The 17,339-nt window shown below is 68.6% G+C and carries 13 protein-coding genes; 8 read left to right on the plus strand and 5 right to left on the minus strand.

The genetic code is table 11. The features are described from left to right. The first annotated feature begins 141 nt into the window (after positions 1 to 141). Positions 142 to 3,057 (plus strand): M16 family metallopeptidase, encoded by a 2,916-nt coding sequence (locus OXQ95_RS01965; RefSeq protein ID WP_267378852.1) that lies wholly within the window; start codon positions 142 to 144, stop codon positions 3,055 to 3,057. Between the two features lie 54 nt (positions 3,058 to 3,111). Here OXQ95_RS01965 and OXQ95_RS01970 read toward each other — a convergent pair whose 3' ends face one another. Genes OXQ95_RS01970 through OXQ95_RS01980 form a run of 3 tightly spaced genes read right to left on the minus strand, consistent with a single transcriptional unit; the run spans position 3,112 to position 7,726 of the window. Then, a complete protein-coding gene (locus OXQ95_RS01970; protein WP_267378854.1) occupies positions 3,112 to 4,893 on the minus strand; it encodes an AMP-dependent synthetase/ligase in 1,782 nt (593 codons plus the stop codon). 39 nt (positions 4,894 to 4,932) lie between these two features. Beyond that, positions 4,933 to 6,663 (minus strand): gamma-glutamyltransferase family protein, encoded by a 1,731-nt coding sequence (locus tag OXQ95_RS01975; RefSeq protein ID WP_267378856.1) that lies wholly within the window; start codon positions 6,661 to 6,663, stop codon positions 4,933 to 4,935. 40 nt (positions 6,664 to 6,703) lie between these two features. Then, positions 6,704 to 7,726 (minus strand): quinone-dependent dihydroorotate dehydrogenase, encoded by a 1,023-nt coding sequence (locus tag OXQ95_RS01980; RefSeq protein ID WP_267378858.1) that lies wholly within the window; start codon positions 7,724 to 7,726, stop codon positions 6,704 to 6,706. 235 nt (positions 7,727 to 7,961) lie between these two features. Between OXQ95_RS01980 and OXQ95_RS01985 the strand changes: the two genes are divergently transcribed. From OXQ95_RS01985 to OXQ95_RS02015, 7 genes are read left to right on the plus strand one after another with little or no spacing between them, the layout of a single operon-like run. After that, complete coding sequence (locus OXQ95_RS01985) at positions 7,962 to 8,459, plus strand: SUF system Fe-S cluster assembly regulator (RefSeq protein ID WP_267378860.1); 498 nt, start codon at positions 7,962 to 7,964, stop codon at positions 8,457 to 8,459. Further along, positions 8,459 to 9,943: a Fe-S cluster assembly protein SufB gene (gene sufB, locus OXQ95_RS01990; RefSeq protein ID WP_242096385.1), complete on the plus strand. Its 1,485-nt coding sequence runs from the start codon at positions 8,459 to 8,461 to the stop codon at positions 9,941 to 9,943. The genes OXQ95_RS01985 and sufB overlap by 1 nt, the downstream gene beginning before the upstream one ends. Positions 9,944 to 9,992: 49 nt before the next feature. Further along, entirely contained in the window at positions 9,993 to 10,736 is a 744-nt protein-coding gene (gene sufC / locus OXQ95_RS01995; RefSeq protein ID WP_267378864.1) for a Fe-S cluster assembly ATPase SufC, read from the plus strand. Further along, entirely contained in the window at positions 10,733 to 11,803 is a 1,071-nt protein-coding gene (locus OXQ95_RS02000) for a SufD family Fe-S cluster assembly protein (protein ID WP_267378867.1), read from the plus strand. Before sufC ends, OXQ95_RS02000 begins: the two co-directional genes overlap by 4 nt. Continuing rightward, positions 11,803 to 13,011, plus strand: a complete 1,209-nt coding sequence (locus OXQ95_RS02005; RefSeq protein WP_267378870.1) for a cysteine desulfurase — start codon at positions 11,803 to 11,805, stop codon at positions 13,009 to 13,011. Before OXQ95_RS02000 ends, OXQ95_RS02005 begins: the two co-directional genes overlap by 1 nt. Next, complete coding sequence (locus tag OXQ95_RS02010) at positions 13,008 to 13,454, plus strand: SUF system Fe-S cluster assembly protein (RefSeq protein ID WP_267378873.1); 447 nt, start codon at positions 13,008 to 13,010, stop codon at positions 13,452 to 13,454. Before OXQ95_RS02005 ends, OXQ95_RS02010 begins: the two co-directional genes overlap by 4 nt. Next, positions 13,454 to 13,807 (plus strand): iron-sulfur cluster assembly accessory protein, encoded by a 354-nt coding sequence (locus OXQ95_RS02015; protein WP_267378875.1) that lies wholly within the window; start codon positions 13,454 to 13,456, stop codon positions 13,805 to 13,807. The genes OXQ95_RS02010 and OXQ95_RS02015 overlap by 1 nt, the downstream gene beginning before the upstream one ends. 144 nt (positions 13,808 to 13,951) lie before the next feature. Here the strand turns inward: OXQ95_RS02015 and OXQ95_RS02020 are convergent, their stop codons facing one another. Both OXQ95_RS02020 and acnA read right to left on the minus strand, forming a co-directional pair. Beyond that, entirely contained in the window at positions 13,952 to 14,563 is a 612-nt protein-coding gene (locus OXQ95_RS02020; RefSeq protein ID WP_267378879.1) for a hypothetical protein, read from the minus strand. Continuing rightward, positions 14,560 to 17,247, minus strand: a complete 2,688-nt coding sequence (gene acnA, locus OXQ95_RS02025; RefSeq protein ID WP_267378882.1) for an aconitate hydratase AcnA — start codon at positions 17,245 to 17,247, stop codon at positions 14,560 to 14,562. Before acnA ends, OXQ95_RS02020 begins: the two co-directional genes overlap by 4 nt. Between the last annotated feature and the right edge of the window lie 92 nt (positions 17,248 to 17,339).

The following is a 17,339-nucleotide window of genomic DNA, read 5'->3' on the forward strand; positions in this document are numbered from 1 at the left end:
GCAACATCCGGGCACGCCTGTCGTGACCGGTATGTCGCTGCGCCTAATTGGAATGTGGGTCCAAATCATGGCCGATCCAGCCCCGATGATGGCAGGATGCGCGCGCTGGCGCCGCGGGCGGCGGGGGGCTAGATAGCGCGGATGGCGTACCCCTTGCGCGCGTTTCGCGTCCCCGTCTTCGTCGGCCTCGCAATCGGCCTGGCGATTCCCGTCCTCGGTGCTCCCGCCCCGGATACGGGTGCGTCACCCGCGTTCCAGACGCCGGTCGACCCGAATGCGCCCACGCTGCCGTCGCTTTCCGGCGTCGACACCACCGCCTGGCTGTACAAGGGCAGCGACATCACGCCCGATCCGGCGTGGAAATTCGCCACGCTCGCCAACGGCCTGCACGTCGCGGCGCGGCGCAACGCGGTGCCGCCGGGCCAGGTGTCGATCCGGGTGCGGATCGATGCCGGATCGCTAATGGAGACGGATGCGGAGCGCGGGTTCGCCCATTTCATCGAGCATCTGTCGTTCCGCGGATCGCGCTATGTCCCCGATGGCGAGGCCAAGCGCGTGTGGCAGCGGTTCGGCGCCACCTTCGGCTCCGATTCGAACGCGCAGACCACGCCCACCCAGACGACTTACAAGCTCGACCTGCCCTCGGCGACGCCCGCTGCGGTGGACGAGAGCCTGAAGATCCTGTCGGGGATGATGGCCGATCCGACGATCACCGATACCACGCTCAACGCCGAACGGCCCGTCGTGCTGGCCGAACAGCGCGAGCAGCCGGGGCCGCAGGTGCGCTTCGGCGAGGCGGTGCAGCGGGTGTTCTACGCGGGCCAGCCGCTCGCCGATCGCTCGCCGATCGGCCATGTGAAGACGCTGGAGGCGGCCACCGGCGCCACCGTCAAGGCGTTCCACGATCGCTGGTATCGGCCGACGCGCGCCACCGTGATCGTGTCGGGCGACATCGATCCCGCGGCGGTTGCGGCGCTGGTCGTCAAGAATTTCTCCGGCTGGCAGGGTGTGGGCCCGGCCCCCGCCGATCCCGATTTCGGCAAGCCCGATCCGACGAAGCCGACGACCGGCGCGATCGCGGAGGCCGGCCTGCCGCCCGTCGTCGCGATGGCAGTGGTGCGGCCATGGCATTTCAACGCGGACACCGTGATCTTCAACCAGAAGCGGCTGGTGGATACGCTCGCCGCGCGGCTCATCAGCCGCCGGCTGGAGCAGCGCGCGCGCACCGGCGGCAGCTTCCTCCAGGCGGGCGTCTCGATCGACGACGTTTCGCGTTCGGCCAACGTCACCTCGGTCAGCATCGTGCCCGTCGGCAATGATTGGGAACAGGCGCTGAAAGCGGTTCGCGGCGTGATCGCCGATGCCGAGACGACGCCCGCGACCCCCGCCGAGGTGGAGCGCGAATATGCCGATTTCGACACCATCATGCGCACCGCGGTCGAGACGGCGAAGGTGGAGGCGAGCGCCAAACAGGCCGACGACATGGGCGAGGCGCTCGATATCCGCGAGACGACCACCAGCCCCGAAACCAGCTACGCGATCCTGAAGGATGCGAAGGCGAAGGGGATGTTCACCCCCGCCACCTTGCTCGCCTCGACCAAGGCGATCTTCGCGGGCACCGCGACCCGTGCCGTGGTCAACACGCGCACGCCCGACGCCACCGCGGCGGCCCGGCTCGCCACCGCGCTGAAAGAGGACGTGAAGGCCGCGGTCGTGAAGCGCCGGACGCAGGGCGCGGTCGATTTCTCGATGCTGCCCGCGCTCGGCACCCCGGGAACGGTGGTGTCGCGCGAGCCGCTGGCCGGGCTCGAGATGGAGAAGATCGTCTTCTCGAACGGCGTTCGCATGCTGCTCTCCGCCAATGCGGGCGAGACCGGGCGCGTCTATGTCCGCGTGCGGTTCGGCGGCGGCTATAATGCGCTGCCCGCCGATCGACCGAGCCCGGCCTGGGCGGGCGATCTCGCGCTGGTGCAGGGCGGGATCGGCAAGCTCGACCAGGGCGATCTGGAACAGCTGACGTCGGGACGGCGGATCGGGCTCGATTTCGACGTGAACGACGATGCCTTTTCGCTGAACGCGCTCACCTCGCCCGCCGATCTGGCGGACGAGTTGCGGCTGATGGCGGCCAAGCTCGCGCATCCGGGCTGGGATCCGGCGCCGGTGCAGCGGGCCAAGGCGGTCGCACTGGCGGGCTATGACGGTTACGATTCGTCGCCCGACGGCGTCTTGTCGCGCGATCTCGATCGGCTGCTGCACGACGGCGATCCGCGCTGGGGCGTGCCGCCGCGCGCGCAGATCGCCGCGCTCGATCCGAAGGATTTCCGCAGGCTGTGGGAGCCGTTGCTCGCGACCGGGCCGATCGAGGTGTCGGTGTTCGGCGACGTGAAGGCGGACGATGCGGTGGCGGCGGTGGCCAGGACGTTCGGCGCGCTCAAGCCGCGCGCGGCGAGCACCGCGGTGCCGCCGCCCGTGCGCTTCCCCGCCCACGACATCGCGCCGGTGATACGCACGCATACCGGCGCGGAAAACCAAGCGGTGGCGGTGATCGCCTGGCCGACGGGCGGCGGGATCGACGGCATCAAGGACAGTCGCCGGCTCGACGTGCTGGCGCAGGTGTTCAGCGACCGATTGTTCGAGAAGCTGCGCCAGGCGGATGGCGCGAGCTACAGCCCCAATGTGCAGAGCCAATGGCCGGTGGGGCTGGCGAGCGGTGGCCGGATGATCGCGATCGGCCAGGTGGCGCCCGCCAACGTCGACCTGTTCTTCCGCACCGCGCGCGGCATCGCCGCCGATCTGGCCGCGCACCCGCTCCAGCCCGACGAGCTGAAGCGGATCATGTTGCCGATGAGCCAGTTCCTGCTGCGCGCCTCCACCGGCAACCAGTTCTGGATGCAGCTGATGGCGGGCTCCGCTTATGATCCCCGCCGGATCGACGCGACGCGGTCGCTCGCCAGCGACTTCATCTCGATCACGCCCGCCGAACTGCAGGCGACCGCGGCCAAATATCTGCGGCCCGACAAGGATTGGACGATGGCGGTGGTGCCCAAGGGGAAGTGACGGGGGCCTTCCCCGCTTCGTTCCCCGGCGGAGGCCGGGGAGCGGGAGAGGGATCTACGCCCGATACAACGCGTCCATCCGCTCGCCATAAACCTGCCGCAGCACGTGGCGGCGGATCTTCAGCGAGGGCGTCATCTGTTCGTTCTCGATGGTGAAGGCGCCGTCCGCCAGCACGAAGCGGCGGATGCGTTCGGTGACCGAGAGATCCTTGTTGGTGCGCTCGACCGCGGCGGAGAGCGCGGCGCGATAGTCGCTGTTCTCGCTCAGCCGCGCGAAATCGCACGTATCGCCATTCGCCGCGCACCAGCCTTGCGTCCATTCGGGATCGGGCACGATCAGCGCCACCATATAGGGGCGCCGGTCGCCCGCGATCATCGCCTGCCCGATCTCGGGCTGGAGCGTCAGCATCCCCTCCACCTTCTGCGGCGCGACATTGTCGCCCTTGTCGTTGATGATGAGATCCTTCTTGCGATCGGTGATCGCGATCCGGCCCGCCGCATCGATCTCGCCGATATCGCCGGTGTGGAGCCAGCCGTCCTTCAGCACGCGGGCGGTCGCCGCTTCGTCGCGCCAATAGCCGTGCATGACGAGTTCGCCGCGCACCAGGATCTCGCCGTCTTCGGCGATCCGCACCTCGGTATCGGCAAGCGGCGGCCCGACCGAATCCATCCGGATGCCGGCGCGCGGGCGGTTGCACGAGATGACCGGGCCCGCCTCGGTCTGGCCATAGCCCTGGAGGAAGGTGACGCCGATCGCATGGAAGAACAGCCCGACCTCGGGCGTGAGCGGCGCGCCGCCCGACACCATCGCCTTCATCCGGCCACCGAATTTTTTGGCGATCTTGGGCTTGAACAGCGTGCCGACGATCGCCTGCATCGGCCGATCGACCAGCCGCAGCCGGCCGTCATAGTGCCGGGTGCCGATCGCGATCGCGCGCTCCAGCAGATAGGCGGAGGCGCCGCCCTGTTTGGCGATCGCCTTGGCGATCCGCGTGCGCAGCACCTCGAACAGGCGCGGCACCACGAACATGATGGTCGGCCGAACCTCCTCGATATTGGCGGCCAGCCGGTCGAGGCTTTCGGCGTAATAGATCTGGCCGCCGAGCGAGATCGGCATGTGCTGCCCGCCGGTATGTTCATAGGCGTGCGAGAGGGGGAGGAACGAGAGGAACACCTCCTCGTCGGTCGCGGGAAAATCCTCCGCGATGATCGCCGCGCAGCCCGCCGCATTGTGGAGGATCGCGCCGTGATGCTGCATCACGCCGCGCGGCGCGCCGCCGGTGCCGCTGGTGTAGATGATGCAGGCGGTGTCCTCGCGGGTGAAATCGGCCTCGGCGGCGATCCGAGCGGGATCGGCGGGGTGCGCCGCGATCAGCGCGTGCCAGTCGTGCACGCCGATCCCGGTCTGGCCCAGCCGCATCTCTTCCATCCCGATCACCGCCTGCACGGTGCTCGATCGCAGCACGGCGGGCATTAGCGTGCGCGCGAGCTTCTGCGTCGAGACGATCACCGCGCGGGTGCCCGAATTCTCGATGATGTGCGCGTGGTCGCGTTCGGTGTTGGTGGTGTAGGCGGGCACGGTGATCGCACCCGATGCCATGATCGCCAGATCGGACAGGCACCATTCGGGCCGATTCTCGGCCACCAGCATCACCCGGTCGCCGCGTTCGATCCCGATGGCGCGGAGCGCGGTGGCGAGCGATGCCACCTGCCGTGCGGCCTCGGCCCAGCTCGTCCCGACCCAGGCGCCCTCCCGCTTCACCCAGAGAAACGGCGCGTCGCCCTTCTGGCGCGCCCGGGTGAAGAACATCGTGACGAGATTGGGGAAGCGCTCCATGCGCGTCTCTCCTGCTTTTTTCGTTATGGTTCTACGGCGTCATTCGGCGGGGCGGTTGGTCGGCGCGCCGACCCGGATGATCGGGGCGACGCTGCCGTCCTCGGCCATCGCCACGCCTTCGCTGCGCGGATCGGCGGCACCCACCCAGCGCCCGCCCACCCGCTCGATCGCATTGGCCTTGAGCCCGAGCGGTGCGCTCTGCACGTTTTCGCCCAGTCCGCGCAGCGCGGGCAGCATCGCGTCGAGCTGCGTGCCCTGTTCGGCGACCGCGACCGCGCCAGGTGCATAGAGCAGCCCCAGGCCGATCGCGTCCTGCGCCGACAGATGCCAGTCGAGCACGCCCACCAGCGCCTTGGCCACCTGCGCGATGATCGTGGAGCCACCCGCCGCGCCGATCGCGATCCGCACGCTGCCGTCGGGATTGTAGACGATCGTCGGCGACATCGAGCTGCGCGGCCGCTTGCCGCCCTCCACCCGGTTGGCGACGAGCGCACCGTCCTTTTCGGGAACGATGTCGAAATCGGTGAGCTGGTTGTTGAGGAAATTGCCCGAGACGGTGAGCCCCGATCCGAAATAGCCCTCGATCGTGGTCGTCACCTCGACGACATTGCCCTGCGCGTCGGTGGCGGCGAGATCGCTCGTGCCCGGCACTTCGCTGACGGTCGCCTTGATCCGCGGCGGCGCGCCGGCGGGAACGCCCGCCGAGACGCTGGCCATCGTCGTGTCCGGCGCGATCAGCGCGGAACGCTTCGCCAGATAGCCGGGCGCGATCAGCCCCGCCACGGGCACGCGGACATGATCGGGATCGCCGAGATACAGATCGCGATCGGCATAGGCGAGCCGCTCGGATTCGGCGAACAGATGCCAGGCGACGGGTGAATCCTTGCCGAGCGCGGTCATGTCGAAGCGTTCGAGCTGCTTCAGGATCTGCAGCACCGCGACGCCCCCGGACGAGGGCGGCCCCATCCCGCAGATCCGGTAGGTCCGGTAGGTGCCGCACACCGGTGCGCGCGCCTTGGCGTCGTAGCTGGCCAGATCGCCGGCGGTCATCTTCGACGGATTGCGCGCCGCCCCGTCGACGGTGGCGACGATCGCCTGCGCGGTCGGCCCGACATAGAAGCTGCCGGCGCCGCGCGCGGCGATCTGCGTGAAGAGCGCGGCCTGTTCGGGGTTGCGCACCACCGTCCCGACCGGGAGCGGCCGTCCGTCCGCGCCGAACAGATGCGCGCGCGCCCAGGCATCGACATGGCCGCCGAACCGCGCCAGCCCGTTGTTGAGGCGTGGCGTGACCGCGAAGCCATCGGTGGCGAGCCGGATCGCCGGCGCGAACAGCCGCGCCCAGGGAAGCCTGCCGCCCTGTTCGTGCGCCTTGGCCATCAGCCGCAGGATGCCGGGCACGCCGACGCTGCGCCCGCCCGGCACCGCATCGGCGTGGCTGAGTGGCTGGCCGTCGGGGCCGTAGAACCAGTGCGCGTCCGCCGCCATCGGCGCGGCCTCGCGGCCGTCGATCGTGGTGGTGCGGCCGTGCGCCTGCGCCACCCAGAAGCCGCCGCCGCCGATCCCCGAATTCTGCGGCTCGACGACGTTCAGCGCGAGCATCGCCGCGATCGCCGCATCGGTGGCGCTGCCGCCCGCGCGCAGCATCTCCACCCCCGCCGCCGCGGCACGCGGATCGGCCGCGCTCACCATCCCCGCCGCGGGGATGTTCGTGCGCGCGGCGAGGCCGACGGGAAGCGTGGCGAGCAGGGCGGCGAGGAGCAGGCGTTTCATTGCGCCCGATCGTAACGGCCTTTGCCCTAGGGGCAAGCCGCTATGCCGTGCCCACCGCCTCCGCGACGCTGGCGAAACCGTCGCGTTCGAGCAGCTTGTCCAGATCGCGCAGGATCCGGAGCGCCAGCCCCGGCCCTTCATAGACGAGCGCGGTGTAGAGCTGGACCAGCGCCGCGCCGCTGCGGATCCGCGCATAGGCCTCCGCCCCGCTGCCGATGCCGCCTACCGCGACGAGCGGGATCGCCGCGCCCGTGGCCGCCCGGAAATCGCGCAGCCGCTGGTGCGCGAGCGTGGCGAGCGGCGCGCCCGACAGGCCGCCGATCTCCGCCCGGCCCGGCGACACCAGGTCCGGCCGCGTGACCGTGGTGTTGCCGACGATCAACGCGTCGACCCGCGCGTCGATCGCGGTGCGCGCGATATGGTCGATCGCGTCCGGCTCCAGATCGGGCGCGACCTTGAGGAAGAGCGGGGTGGTGCCCCGCGCCGCGCCGCAGGCGGCGAGCAGTTCGGCGAGCGCCGCGCCCTGCAGGTCGCGCAGGCCCGGCGTGTTGGGCGAACTGATGTTGATCGTGACGTAATCGGCGTGCGGCGCGGCGGCGGCGACGCCGTGGACGTAATCGGCGATCCGGTCCGCGGCATCCTTGTTCGCGCCGACATTGATGCCGAGCACGCCCGCGCGCTTTGCCGGCAGCCGGGCGAGCGCCGCCGCCAGCCCGCCATTGTTGAAGCCGAAGCGGTTCACCACCGCGCGATCCTCGGGCAGGCGGAACAGGCGCGGGCGGGGATTGCCGGGCTGGGGCAGGGGGGTGAGCGTTCCCACCTCGACGCTGCCGAAGCCGAGCCCGAAGAACCCGCCCACCGCATGCGCATCCTTGTCGACGCCGGCCGCGAGCCCCAGCGGATTGGAAAAGGCGATCCCCGCCACGGTCGTCGCCAGCCGGGCGGACGCGAAGACCGGCGCGAGCGGCGCCCCGGCGCGGCCCCAGGCGGCAAGCGCCGCGATCGTCAGCCCGTGGGCGCGCTCGGCATCGATCCGGAACAGGAGCGGGTGGTAGAAGGCCATCGGAATTCCCTCTCCCCCTGGGAGAGGGAGGGAGCTGCGGTAGCGGCGGAAGGGCGAGGGTGACAAGCGCAATGCCGATCATCCGTCTCACTCTCACTCTTCCGCGACCGTGTCGCGCCCTCCCTGTCCCAAGGGGAGAGGGAAAATCCTGCGAGTCGTTCGCAGCCAAACCGGGTTGACGCGTGTGCGGCACCGCACCATCTGCAATCCGAGCGATCCGTTCCGATTGGAAACCATGCGCCTGTCCAGCCTTGCCGACTATGCCGTCGTGATGATGTCGGCCGCCGCGCGCCATTGTGGCGGCGTGGCGCGGCTGAACGCGACGCTGCTGGCCGAGGAGACCGGCGTGCCGCTGCCGACCGCCCAGAAGCTCGTCAGCCGCCTGTCTTCGGCCGGGCTACTGGAAAGCGCGCGCGGCACCGGCGGCGGGTTTCGCCTGGCGCGGCCGCCGGCGTCGATCAGCCTGGCCGATATCGTCGAGGCGGTGGAGGGGCCGATCGCGCTTACCGCCTGTGTCGAGGATGGCCGGCAGGATTGCGGGCTGGATCACCATTGTTCGGTCAAGCCGCACTGGAACGCGGTCAACGATGCCGTGCGCGGCGCGCTCGCGGGCGTGTCGCTGGCGTCGCTGGCGTCTGTCCTCCCCGGCGACGGCCGGAGTCCGGCCGCGACCTCGCTGCAACCTTCCCAACTGGACCCCGGCCTTCGCCGGGGAACGAGAGTGACCGTATAATGGCTACCCGCAACGCCGAGGCTTATGCCGCCGCGAACAAGACCTACGAATGGGGTTTCTCCTCTGACATCGAGCAGGAATTCGCGCCCAAGGGGCTGAGCGAGGACACCGTTCGCTACATCTCCGCCAAGAAGGGCGAGCCGGCCTGGATGCTCGACTGGCGGCTGAAGGCGTTTGCCTTGTGGCAGACGATGGAGGCGCCCGACTGGTCGAAGCTGAAAATGCCGCCGATCGACTATCAGGACGCCTATTATTACGCCGAGCCCAAGGCGAAGCCGAAACTGGGCTCGCTGGACGAGGTCGATCCCGAGATCCTGCGCGTCTATGAAAAGCTCGGCATCCCGATCGCCGAGCAGAAGATGCTCGCGGGCGTCGAGGAGACGAACGAGGACGGCACGCCGAAGCGCCGCGTGGCGGTGGATGCGGTGTTCGACAGCGTGTCGGTCGCCACCACCTTCCGCAAGGAGCTGGAGGCGGCGGGGGTGATCTTCCGCTCCATCTCGGAGGCGATCAAGGAATATCCCGATCTGATCCGCAAATGGCTCGGCAAGGTCGTGCCGCAGCGCGACAATTATTTCGCGACGCTCAACAGCGCGGTCTTCTCGGACGGCACATTCGTCTACATTCCCGAAGGCGTGCGCTGCCCGATGGAGCTCAGCACCTATTTCCGCATCAATGCCGAGAATACCGGCCAGTTCGAACGCACGCTGATCGTCGCGGACAAGGGCAGCTACGTCTCCTATCTGGAGGGCTGCACCGCGCCGATGCGCGACGAGAACCAGTTGCACGCCGCCGTCGTCGAACTGGTGGCGCTGGACGATGCCGAGATCAAATATTCGACCGTGCAGAACTGGTATCCCGGTGACGAGAACGGCGTCGGCGGGATCTACAATTTCGTCACCAAGCGTGCGCTGTGCCAGGGCAAGAACAGCAAGGTGAGCTGGACGCAGGTCGAGACGGGCTCCGCGATCACCTGGAAATACCCGTCCTGCGTGCTGGCGGGCGACGGGTCGGTCGGCGAATTCTATTCGGTGGCGGTGACCAACAACCGCCAGCAGGCGGACACCGGCACCAAGATGATCCATCTGGGCAAGAACACCCGTTCGACCATCGTGTCGAAGGGCATCTCGGCGGGGCGCAGCGACAACACGTATCGCGGGCTGGTGCGCGTCGCGCCGACCGCGGAGGGCGTGCGCAACTTCACCCAGTGCGACAGTCTGTTGCTGGGCGACCAGTGCGGCGCGCATACCGTGCCCTATATCGAGGTGCGCAACCCCTCGGCGCAGATCGAGCACGAGGCGACGACGTCGAAGATCAGCGAGGACCAGCTGTTCTATGCCATGTCGCGCGGGCTTGATGCGGAGGCCGCGGTGGCGCTGATCGTCAACGGCTTCGCGCGCGAGGTGCTCCAGCAGCTGCCGATGGAATTCGCGGTCGAGGCGCAGAAGCTGCTGGGGATCTCGCTCGAAGGCTCGGTCGGATGATGCCGCAGAACGCCGATCGCTGCCTCACACTTTTTGCCAAGAGTTCATCATGCTGAAAATCGAAAATCTTCACGCCGAGATCGACGGCAAGGAAATCCTCAAGGGTCTCACCCTCACCGTGAACGCGGGCGAGGTCCATGCGATCATGGGGCCGAACGGCGCGGGCAAGTCGACGCTGGGCTATGTGCTCGGCGGGCGGCCCGGCTACGAAGTGACCGCGGGATCGGTGACGTTCGACGGGCAGGATCTGCTCGCGCTCGACGCGCATGAGCGCGCGGCGGCGGGCGTCTTCCTCGGTTTCCAATATCCGGTCGAGATCCCCGGCGTGTCGAACGTCCAGTTCCTGCGCGAGGCGTTGAATGCCCAGCGCGCGAGCCGCGACGAGAAGCCGCTGTCGGGCGGCGAATTCCTCAAGCTCGCGCGCGGGCAGGCCGATCTGCTCGGCATGGATCACGACATGCTCAAGCGGCCGGTGAACGTCGGCTTTTCGGGTGGCGAGAAGAAGCGCAACGAGATGGTGCAGATGGGCATCGTCGACCCGAAGTTCGCGATCCTGGACGAGACCGACAGCGGCCTCGACATCGACGCGCTGCGCATCGTCGGCGACGGGATCAACCGGATCATGCGCAAGCCCGACAAGGCGGTGCTGCTCATCACCCATTATCAGCGGCTGCTGGATTATGTCGCGCCCGATTTCGTCCACGTCCTCGAGGCCGGGCGCATCACGCGTACCGGCGGTGCCGAACTCGCGCACCAGCTCGAGCGCGAGGGCTATGCGGCGGTGAGCGCGTGAGCCTGCTCGAACTCCCCTCCACCCGCGCCGAGGCGTGGCGCTGGGCCGATCTCGGTGCGCTGTCCGCCGCGGCGGCGCTCGCGCCCGTGGCTTATGGCCAGGCGGACCATTTCCTCGATCTGCCCGGCGCGCGGCTGCTGTTCGTCGACGGCGTGCTGGATGCCGGGCGGAGCGAACTCGGGCCGGTGGTGCTCGCCGATCTGTCCGGCCACGATCATCCGCTCGGCCGGCATGCGCAGGGCCGTGGCTGGTCGCTGCGGCTGGCCAAGGACGCCGCCGCCGATCCGGTGCAGATCGTCCATGTCGCGACGGGCGCGGAGAACCATCTTCCCGCCGAGATCGTGTTGGGCGACGACGCCACCGCGCAGGTGATCGAGACGTTCGTCGGCGCCGGCTGGTCCAACCGTGCCACCCTGATCCGGATCGGCGCCGCGGCCCGGCTCCAGCGCTCGGTGCGGCTGCTTCAGGGCGCGGGCTTCGTCAGCCTGCGCGAGGATGTCGAGCTGGGCGCGGGCGCGAGCCTCGTCGCGGTGTTCCTGGGCGCTGGCGCCGCGGGATCGCGGATCGACGGCGGCGTGCGCGTGGGGCAGGGCGGCTATGCCGAACTGGGCGGCGCGCTGCTGACCAGCGGCACGCAGCGCCAGGAATGCGCGGTGCGCGTCCACCATGCCGAGCCGGACGGCCAGTCGCACCAGCTCTGGCGCGCGGTCGCGGCGGACCGTTCGGTCGCGAGCCTCGCCGCCGCCGTCGAAGTGGCGCGCCACGCGCAGAAGACGGATGGCGAGCAGTCGCTGCGCGGCCTGCTGCTCCAGCGCACCGCGACGGTGAACCTGAAGCCCGAGCTGGAGATCTTCGCCGACGACGTGAAATGCGCGCATGGCGCCACGGTCGGCGAGCTCGACCGGCGCGCGCTGTTCTACATGGAAAGCCGCGGCATTCCGCGTCCGCGCGCGCAGGCGCTGCTGACGCGCGCGTTCGTGGGCGATGCGCTCGACCGGATCGCCGACGAGACGGTGCGCGACGCCTTTGCCGCGGACGCCGATGCGTGGCTGGCGGCGTTGTTGTGATGACGCAGGCCGACCGGCCGCTCGACGCGCTTGCCGATTTTCCGGCGATCCCGGCGGGCTGGGCGTATCTCGACACCGCCGCCACCGCGCAGAAGCCGAAGGCGGTGGTCGACGCGGTCGCGCGCGCCTATGGCGAAACCTATGCCACGGTGCATCGCGGCGTCTATCAGCGCTCGGCCGACATGACGCTGGCCTATGAAGCGGCGCGGGCCAAGGTCGCGCGCTTCATCGGCGCGGGCAGCGCGGACGAGATCGTCTTCGTCCGCGGCGCGACCGAGGCAATCAACCTCGTCGCCCAATCCCATGCCGCGACCCATCTGAAGGCCGGCGACCGCATCCTGCTCTCGATGCTCGAACATCATTCGAACATCGTGCCGTGGCAGATGGTCGCGGAGGCCAGGGGCCTCGCGATCGACGTGCTGCCGCTCACCGCGGATCACCGTATCGACCTGGATGCGATGGCGCTGATGCTGACGCCCGCGCACAAGCTGGTGGCGCTGGCGCATGTGTCGAACGTGCTGGGATCGGTGCTCGACGGCCGCCGCGCGGCGGATCTGGCGCATGGCGTCGGCGCGAAGCTGCTGCTCGACGGCTGCCAGGCGGTGCCGCGGATCGCGGTGGATGTGGCGGCGCTCGATTGCGACTTCTACGCCTTTTCGGGGCACAAGCTGTATGGTCCCACCGGGATCGGGGTGTTGTGGGCGAGGGCCGAACTGCTCGACGCGATGCCGCCCTGGCAGGGGGGCGGTTCGATGATCGACCGGGTGAGTTTCGCGCGCACCACCTATGCGCCGCCGCCGGGCCGGTTCGAGGCGGGCACGCCGCACATCGTCGGCGCGCTGGGGCTGGCGGCGGCGATCGACTATGTCGCGGCGCTAGGGCTGGATGCCATCCACGCGCACGAGACCGCGCTGGTGACGCGGACGCGCGCGGCGCTGGCCGGGATCAACTCGGTGCGCGTCTACGGGCCGGCGGATTCGGCCGGAATCGTGAGCTTCACGGTGGAGGGGGTGCATCCGCACGACGTCGCCACCATCTTGGACGAGGGCCGGGTGGCGATCCGGGCCGGGCATCATTGCGCGCAGCCGCTGATGGAGGCGCTGGGCGTCGGGGCCACGGCCCGCGCCAGCTTCGGCGTCTATAACGGGCCCGCCGATGTCGACGCGCTGGTCAAGGGTATCGAGAGAGTGACGAGGATCTTCGGATGAGCGACCGGATCGAGATCGAGGAAGTGGACGCGGTGACGCCGCCGCCCAGGGCGCGCGTCGAGGATGCCCCGCGCGAGCGCGATTATCTCCAGGGCTTTCTGGCGCAGAAGCCGCAGGTCGATCCCGCGGGCGAGCCCGGCGGCGCGCTGTACGAGGCGGTCGTCGAGGCGCTGAAGGAGATCTACGATCCCGAGATCCCCGTGAACATCTACGAGCTGGGCCTGATCTATGGCGTCGACGTCACGCAGGACGGCCATGCCGCGGTGACGATGACGCTGACGACGCCGCATTGCCCGGTCGCCGAGTCGATGCCCGCCGAGGTCGAGCTGCGCGTGAGCGCGGTGCCCGGCATCGCCACCGCCGAGGTGGCGCTGGTGTGGGATCCGCCCTGGGATCCGCAGAAGATGTCGGACGAGGCGAAGCTCGAACTGGGGATGCTGTGATGGCCACCGCCGTGCGCCGGCGCCCCGCCGCGCTGATCCTGACCCCCACCGCGCACGCGCGGATCGCCGCGCTGATGGCGCGGGCGCCCGAACGGTCGATCGGCGTAAAGCTCTCCACCCCCAAGCGCGGCTGTTCGGGCCTCGCCTATTCGGTCGATTACGTCACCGAGGCCAAGCCGTTCGACGAGCGCATCGACACGCCCGGCGGCACGCTGTTCGTCGACGGCGGTTCGATCCTCTATCTCATCGGATCGACGATGGACTGGGTGGAGGATGATTTCACCGCCGGCTTCGTGTTCCAGAACCCGAACGCCAAGGGCGCGTGCGGCTGCGGCGAGAGCTTCACCGTCTAGGCGGTATGGTATTCGTTCAATCCCGTCTCTCAGTCCGTTCGTGCTGAGCTTGTCGAAGCACGCGCTCCGCAGGCGTGCTGTCGCCGTCGGTAGAGGCCCTTCGACACGCTCAGGGCGAACGGTTCGAAGTAACGTCATCAGGTTCTAGGGCTGGATCCCGTCCCATTCGGCGCGGTGGTCGGCGGCGTGGTTCTCCATGCCGGGCCGCGTCAGATAGCCGCGGGCGTCTGGGATATGCGCGTAGATCATCCGTTGCGGCTTTTCGTGCCAGGACAGGTTGAACGCCCAGCGCACGGGAAAGAACTCCATCGCCGAATAGGGGAGATGGTCGTGCACCCACCAGGCCAGCCGCTTCCAGTCGCCCGGCTGGTCGAAGCGGTTTGCGAAGCCCGGCACGACGACGCAGGCGGTCGCGCCCATATGGCCGGCGAAATCGCGCAGATCCCAGATGTGATGCGCCGCGTTGCGGGCGTTGGACGCGCAATTATACCCCTTGGCGGCGCCCAGCGCGTTTACCTCGGCCGAGCGATAGGCGGAGCGGATCGCAATCCGCCCGAACGCGTCCTGCAACGGTTCTAGCAGATCCTCGCACAGCCGCGTTCCCGCCGCGATCGCCAGGTCGGGATCGTCGGGGATGTTCGACAGCCCATGGATCGCGGCGATGTCCGAATAGAGGAACTCGCGCAGGAAAAAGCTCTTGGAGAGGGGAACGCGGCCAAGCTCGTCCAGCTTGGCCACGCTCTGCGGCTTCCTCAAGCCGCCAGCTTCCTCAGCACGTACTGAAGGATGCCGCCGTTGAGGAAATAATCCAGCTCGTTGACCGTATCGATCCGGCAGCGGGTCGCGATCGTCTCGGTGGTGCCGTCGGCGCGGGTCATCTCCACCTCGACCTGCTGGCGGGGGCGAAGGGCGGCCACGTCGCGGATCGTGAACGTCTCCGTTCCGTCGAGCTTCAGCGACTTGCGGTCCACGCCTTCGGCGAACTGGAGCGGGATCACGCCCATGCCGACGAGGTTCGAACGGTGGATTCGCTCGAAGCTTTCGGCGATCACCGCGCGCACGCCCAGCAGGTTGGTGCCCTTGGCCGCCCAGTCGCGCGACGAACCGGTGCCATATTCCTTGCCCGCGATCACGACGAGCGGCACGCCGTCCGCCTTGTAGCGCATCGCGGCATCGTAGATCGGCATCGTCTCGCCCTGATAGGACGTCATGCCGCCCTCGACGCCCGGCACCATCTCGTTGCGGATGCGGATGTTCGCGAAGGTCCCGCGCATCATCACTTCATGATTGCCGCGGCGCGCGCCGTAGCCGTTGAAGTCGGCCTTGGTAACCTGATGATCCAGCAGGTAGATGCCGGCCGGCGAGTCGGCGCGGATGCTGCCGGCCGGGCTGATGTGATCGGTGGTGATCGAATCGCCCAGGATCGCCAGCGGCTTGGCGTCGATCACGTCCGTCACCGGCTCCGGGGTCATCGACATGCCCTCGAAATAGGGCGGGTTCGCGACATAGGTGGAGCCGGCGCGCCACTGATAGGTGTCAGAGCCGGTCACGTCGATCTCGCGCCATTTGGCACCGCCGGCATAGACGTCGCCATAGCGGCTGGCGAACATGCCGGCATCGATATTGGCGTTCATCATCGTGGTCACTTCGGCGTTGGTCGGCCAGATGTCGCGCAGATACACGTCGTTGCCGTCGGTGCCCTGGCCGAGCGGCGTCTCGATCATGTCGCTCGTGACGCTGCCCTTGATCGCATAGGCGACGACGAGCGGGGGCGAGGCGAGGAAGTTGGCGCGCACATCGGGGCTGACGCGCCCCTCGAAATTGCGGTTGCCCGACAGCACCGAGGCGGCGACGAGGTCGTTCTCGTTGATCGCGGCCGAAATTTCGGTCGCGAGCGGCCCCGAATTGCCGATGCAGGTCGTGCAGCCATAGCCGACCAGGTTGAAGCCGAGCGCGTTCAGGTCGTCGGACAGCCCCGCCTTGTCGAGATAGTCGGTCACCACCTGCGACCCGGGCGCCAGGCTGGTCTTCACCCAGGGTTTGGCGGTGAGGCCGAGCGCGCGGGCCTTGCGCGCGACGAGGCCGGCGGCGACCAGCACCGACGGGTTCGACGTGTTGGTGCAGCTCGTGATCGCGGCGATCACGACGTCGCCGTCGCCGATGTCATGGTCGCGGTTGGCGACGGCGGCGCGCTGCGGGCGCTCCTTGTGGTAGATCTTGAACAGATCGCCGTTGAACACCTCGTCCACCTTGCCGAGGCTCACCCGGTCCTGCGGGCGCTTGGGGCCGGCGAGGCTGGCGGTCACCGAACCCATGTCGAGTTCGAGCGTATCGGTGAACAGCGGATCCTCGGCATCGTCGTGGCGCCAGAAGCCGTTCGCCTTGGCATAGGCCTCGGTAAGCGCGATCGTCTCCTCCGAGCGCGCGGTGAGGCGCATGTAATCCATCGTGCGCTCGTCGATCGGGAAGAAGCCGCAGGTCGCGCCATATTCGGGCGCCATGTTGGCGATCGTCGCGCGGTCGGCAAGCGTCATCGAGGCGAGGCCGGGGCCGAAGAACTCGACGAAACGGCCGACCACGCCCTTGGCGCGCAGCATCTGCGTGACCGTCAGCACGAGGTCGGTCGCGGTGATGCCCTCGCCGAGCGCGCCGGTCAGCTTGAAGCCGACGACTTCGGGGATCAGCATCGACACCGGCTGGCCGAGCATCGCGGCTTCCGCCTCGATCCCGCCGACGCCCCAGCCGAGGACGCCGAGACCGTTGACCATCGTGGTGTGGCTGTCGGTGCCGACGAGCGTGTCGGGATAGGCGATCGTCGCGCCGCCCTTCGCATGATCGCCGGTCTCGGTGGAGGACCAGATCGCCTGGCTGACATATTCGAGGTTCACCTGATGGCAGATGCCCGTGCCCGGCGGCACGACCTGGAAATTGTCGAGCGCCTTGGATCCCCATTTCAGGAACTCGTAGCGTTCGATGTTGCGCTGATATTCGAGATCGACGTTATCTTCGAACGCCTTGGGGCTGCCGAATTCGTCGACCATCACCGAATGGTCGATCACCAGATGCACGGGCACCTGCGGGTTGATCTTCTCGGGATTGCCGCCGAGCTTGGTCATGGCATCGCGCATCGCCGCCAGATCGACCACGCAGGGCACGCCGGTGAAATCCTGCATCAGCACGCGCGCGGGGCGATACTGGATCTCGCGATCGGAGCGCTGCTCCTTCTGCCAGTCGACGATCGCCTGGATATCGGCCTCGGTGACGGTCACGCCATCCTCGAAGCGCAGCATGTTCTCCAGCAGCACCTTCATCGAGAAGGGCAGCCGATCGATGTTGCCGTATTTTGCCGCCGCCTTGGCGAGGCTGAAATAATCATAGGATTTTCCGCCCGCTTCGAGCGTGGCGCGGGTGCCGAGCGTGTCCTGGCCGATGGCAGTCATGGGTGTCCTTCCCTTGGAGCCGGGCGCGGCGGGGAGGCGGACGGGGGTCCGCGCGGGCGCGCGAGGCGGATGCGAATGCGTTGCGCGGGGCC

This window comes from Sphingomonas sp. GC_Shp_6, from assembly GCF_026540835.1.
In the GTDB taxonomy this organism is placed as follows: domain Bacteria; phylum Pseudomonadota; class Alphaproteobacteria; order Sphingomonadales; family Sphingomonadaceae; genus Sphingomonas.

Bases quoted from the DNA above. Each gene is read 5' to 3' on its own strand.
- OXQ95_RS01965 (WP_267378852.1), top strand. From the start codon at position 142: ATGGCGTACCCCTTGCGCGCGTTTCGCGTCCCCGTCTTCGTCGGCCTC.
- OXQ95_RS01970 (WP_267378854.1), bottom strand. From the start codon at position 4,893: ATGGAGCGCTTCCCCAATCTCGTCACGATGTTCTTCACCCGGGCGCGC.
- OXQ95_RS01975 (WP_267378856.1), bottom strand. From the start codon at position 6,663: ATGAAACGCCTGCTCCTCGCCGCCCTGCTCGCCACGCTTCCCGTCGGC.
- OXQ95_RS01980 (WP_267378858.1), bottom strand. From the start codon at position 7,726: ATGGCCTTCTACCACCCGCTCCTGTTCCGGATCGATGCCGAGCGCGCC.
- OXQ95_RS01985 (WP_267378860.1), top strand. From the start codon at position 7,962: ATGCGCCTGTCCAGCCTTGCCGACTATGCCGTCGTGATGATGTCGGCC.
- sufB (WP_242096385.1), top strand. From the start codon at position 8,459: ATGGCTACCCGCAACGCCGAGGCTTATGCCGCCGCGAACAAGACCTAC.
- sufC (WP_267378864.1), top strand. From the start codon at position 9,993: ATGCTGAAAATCGAAAATCTTCACGCCGAGATCGACGGCAAGGAAATC.
- OXQ95_RS02005 (WP_267378870.1), top strand. From the start codon at position 11,803: ATGACGCAGGCCGACCGGCCGCTCGACGCGCTTGCCGATTTTCCGGCG.
- OXQ95_RS02010 (WP_267378873.1), top strand. From the start codon at position 13,008: ATGAGCGACCGGATCGAGATCGAGGAAGTGGACGCGGTGACGCCGCCG.
- OXQ95_RS02015 (WP_267378875.1), top strand. From the start codon at position 13,454: ATGGCCACCGCCGTGCGCCGGCGCCCCGCCGCGCTGATCCTGACCCCC.
- acnA (WP_267378882.1), bottom strand. From the start codon at position 17,247: ATGACTGCCATCGGCCAGGACACGCTCGGCACCCGCGCCACGCTCGAA.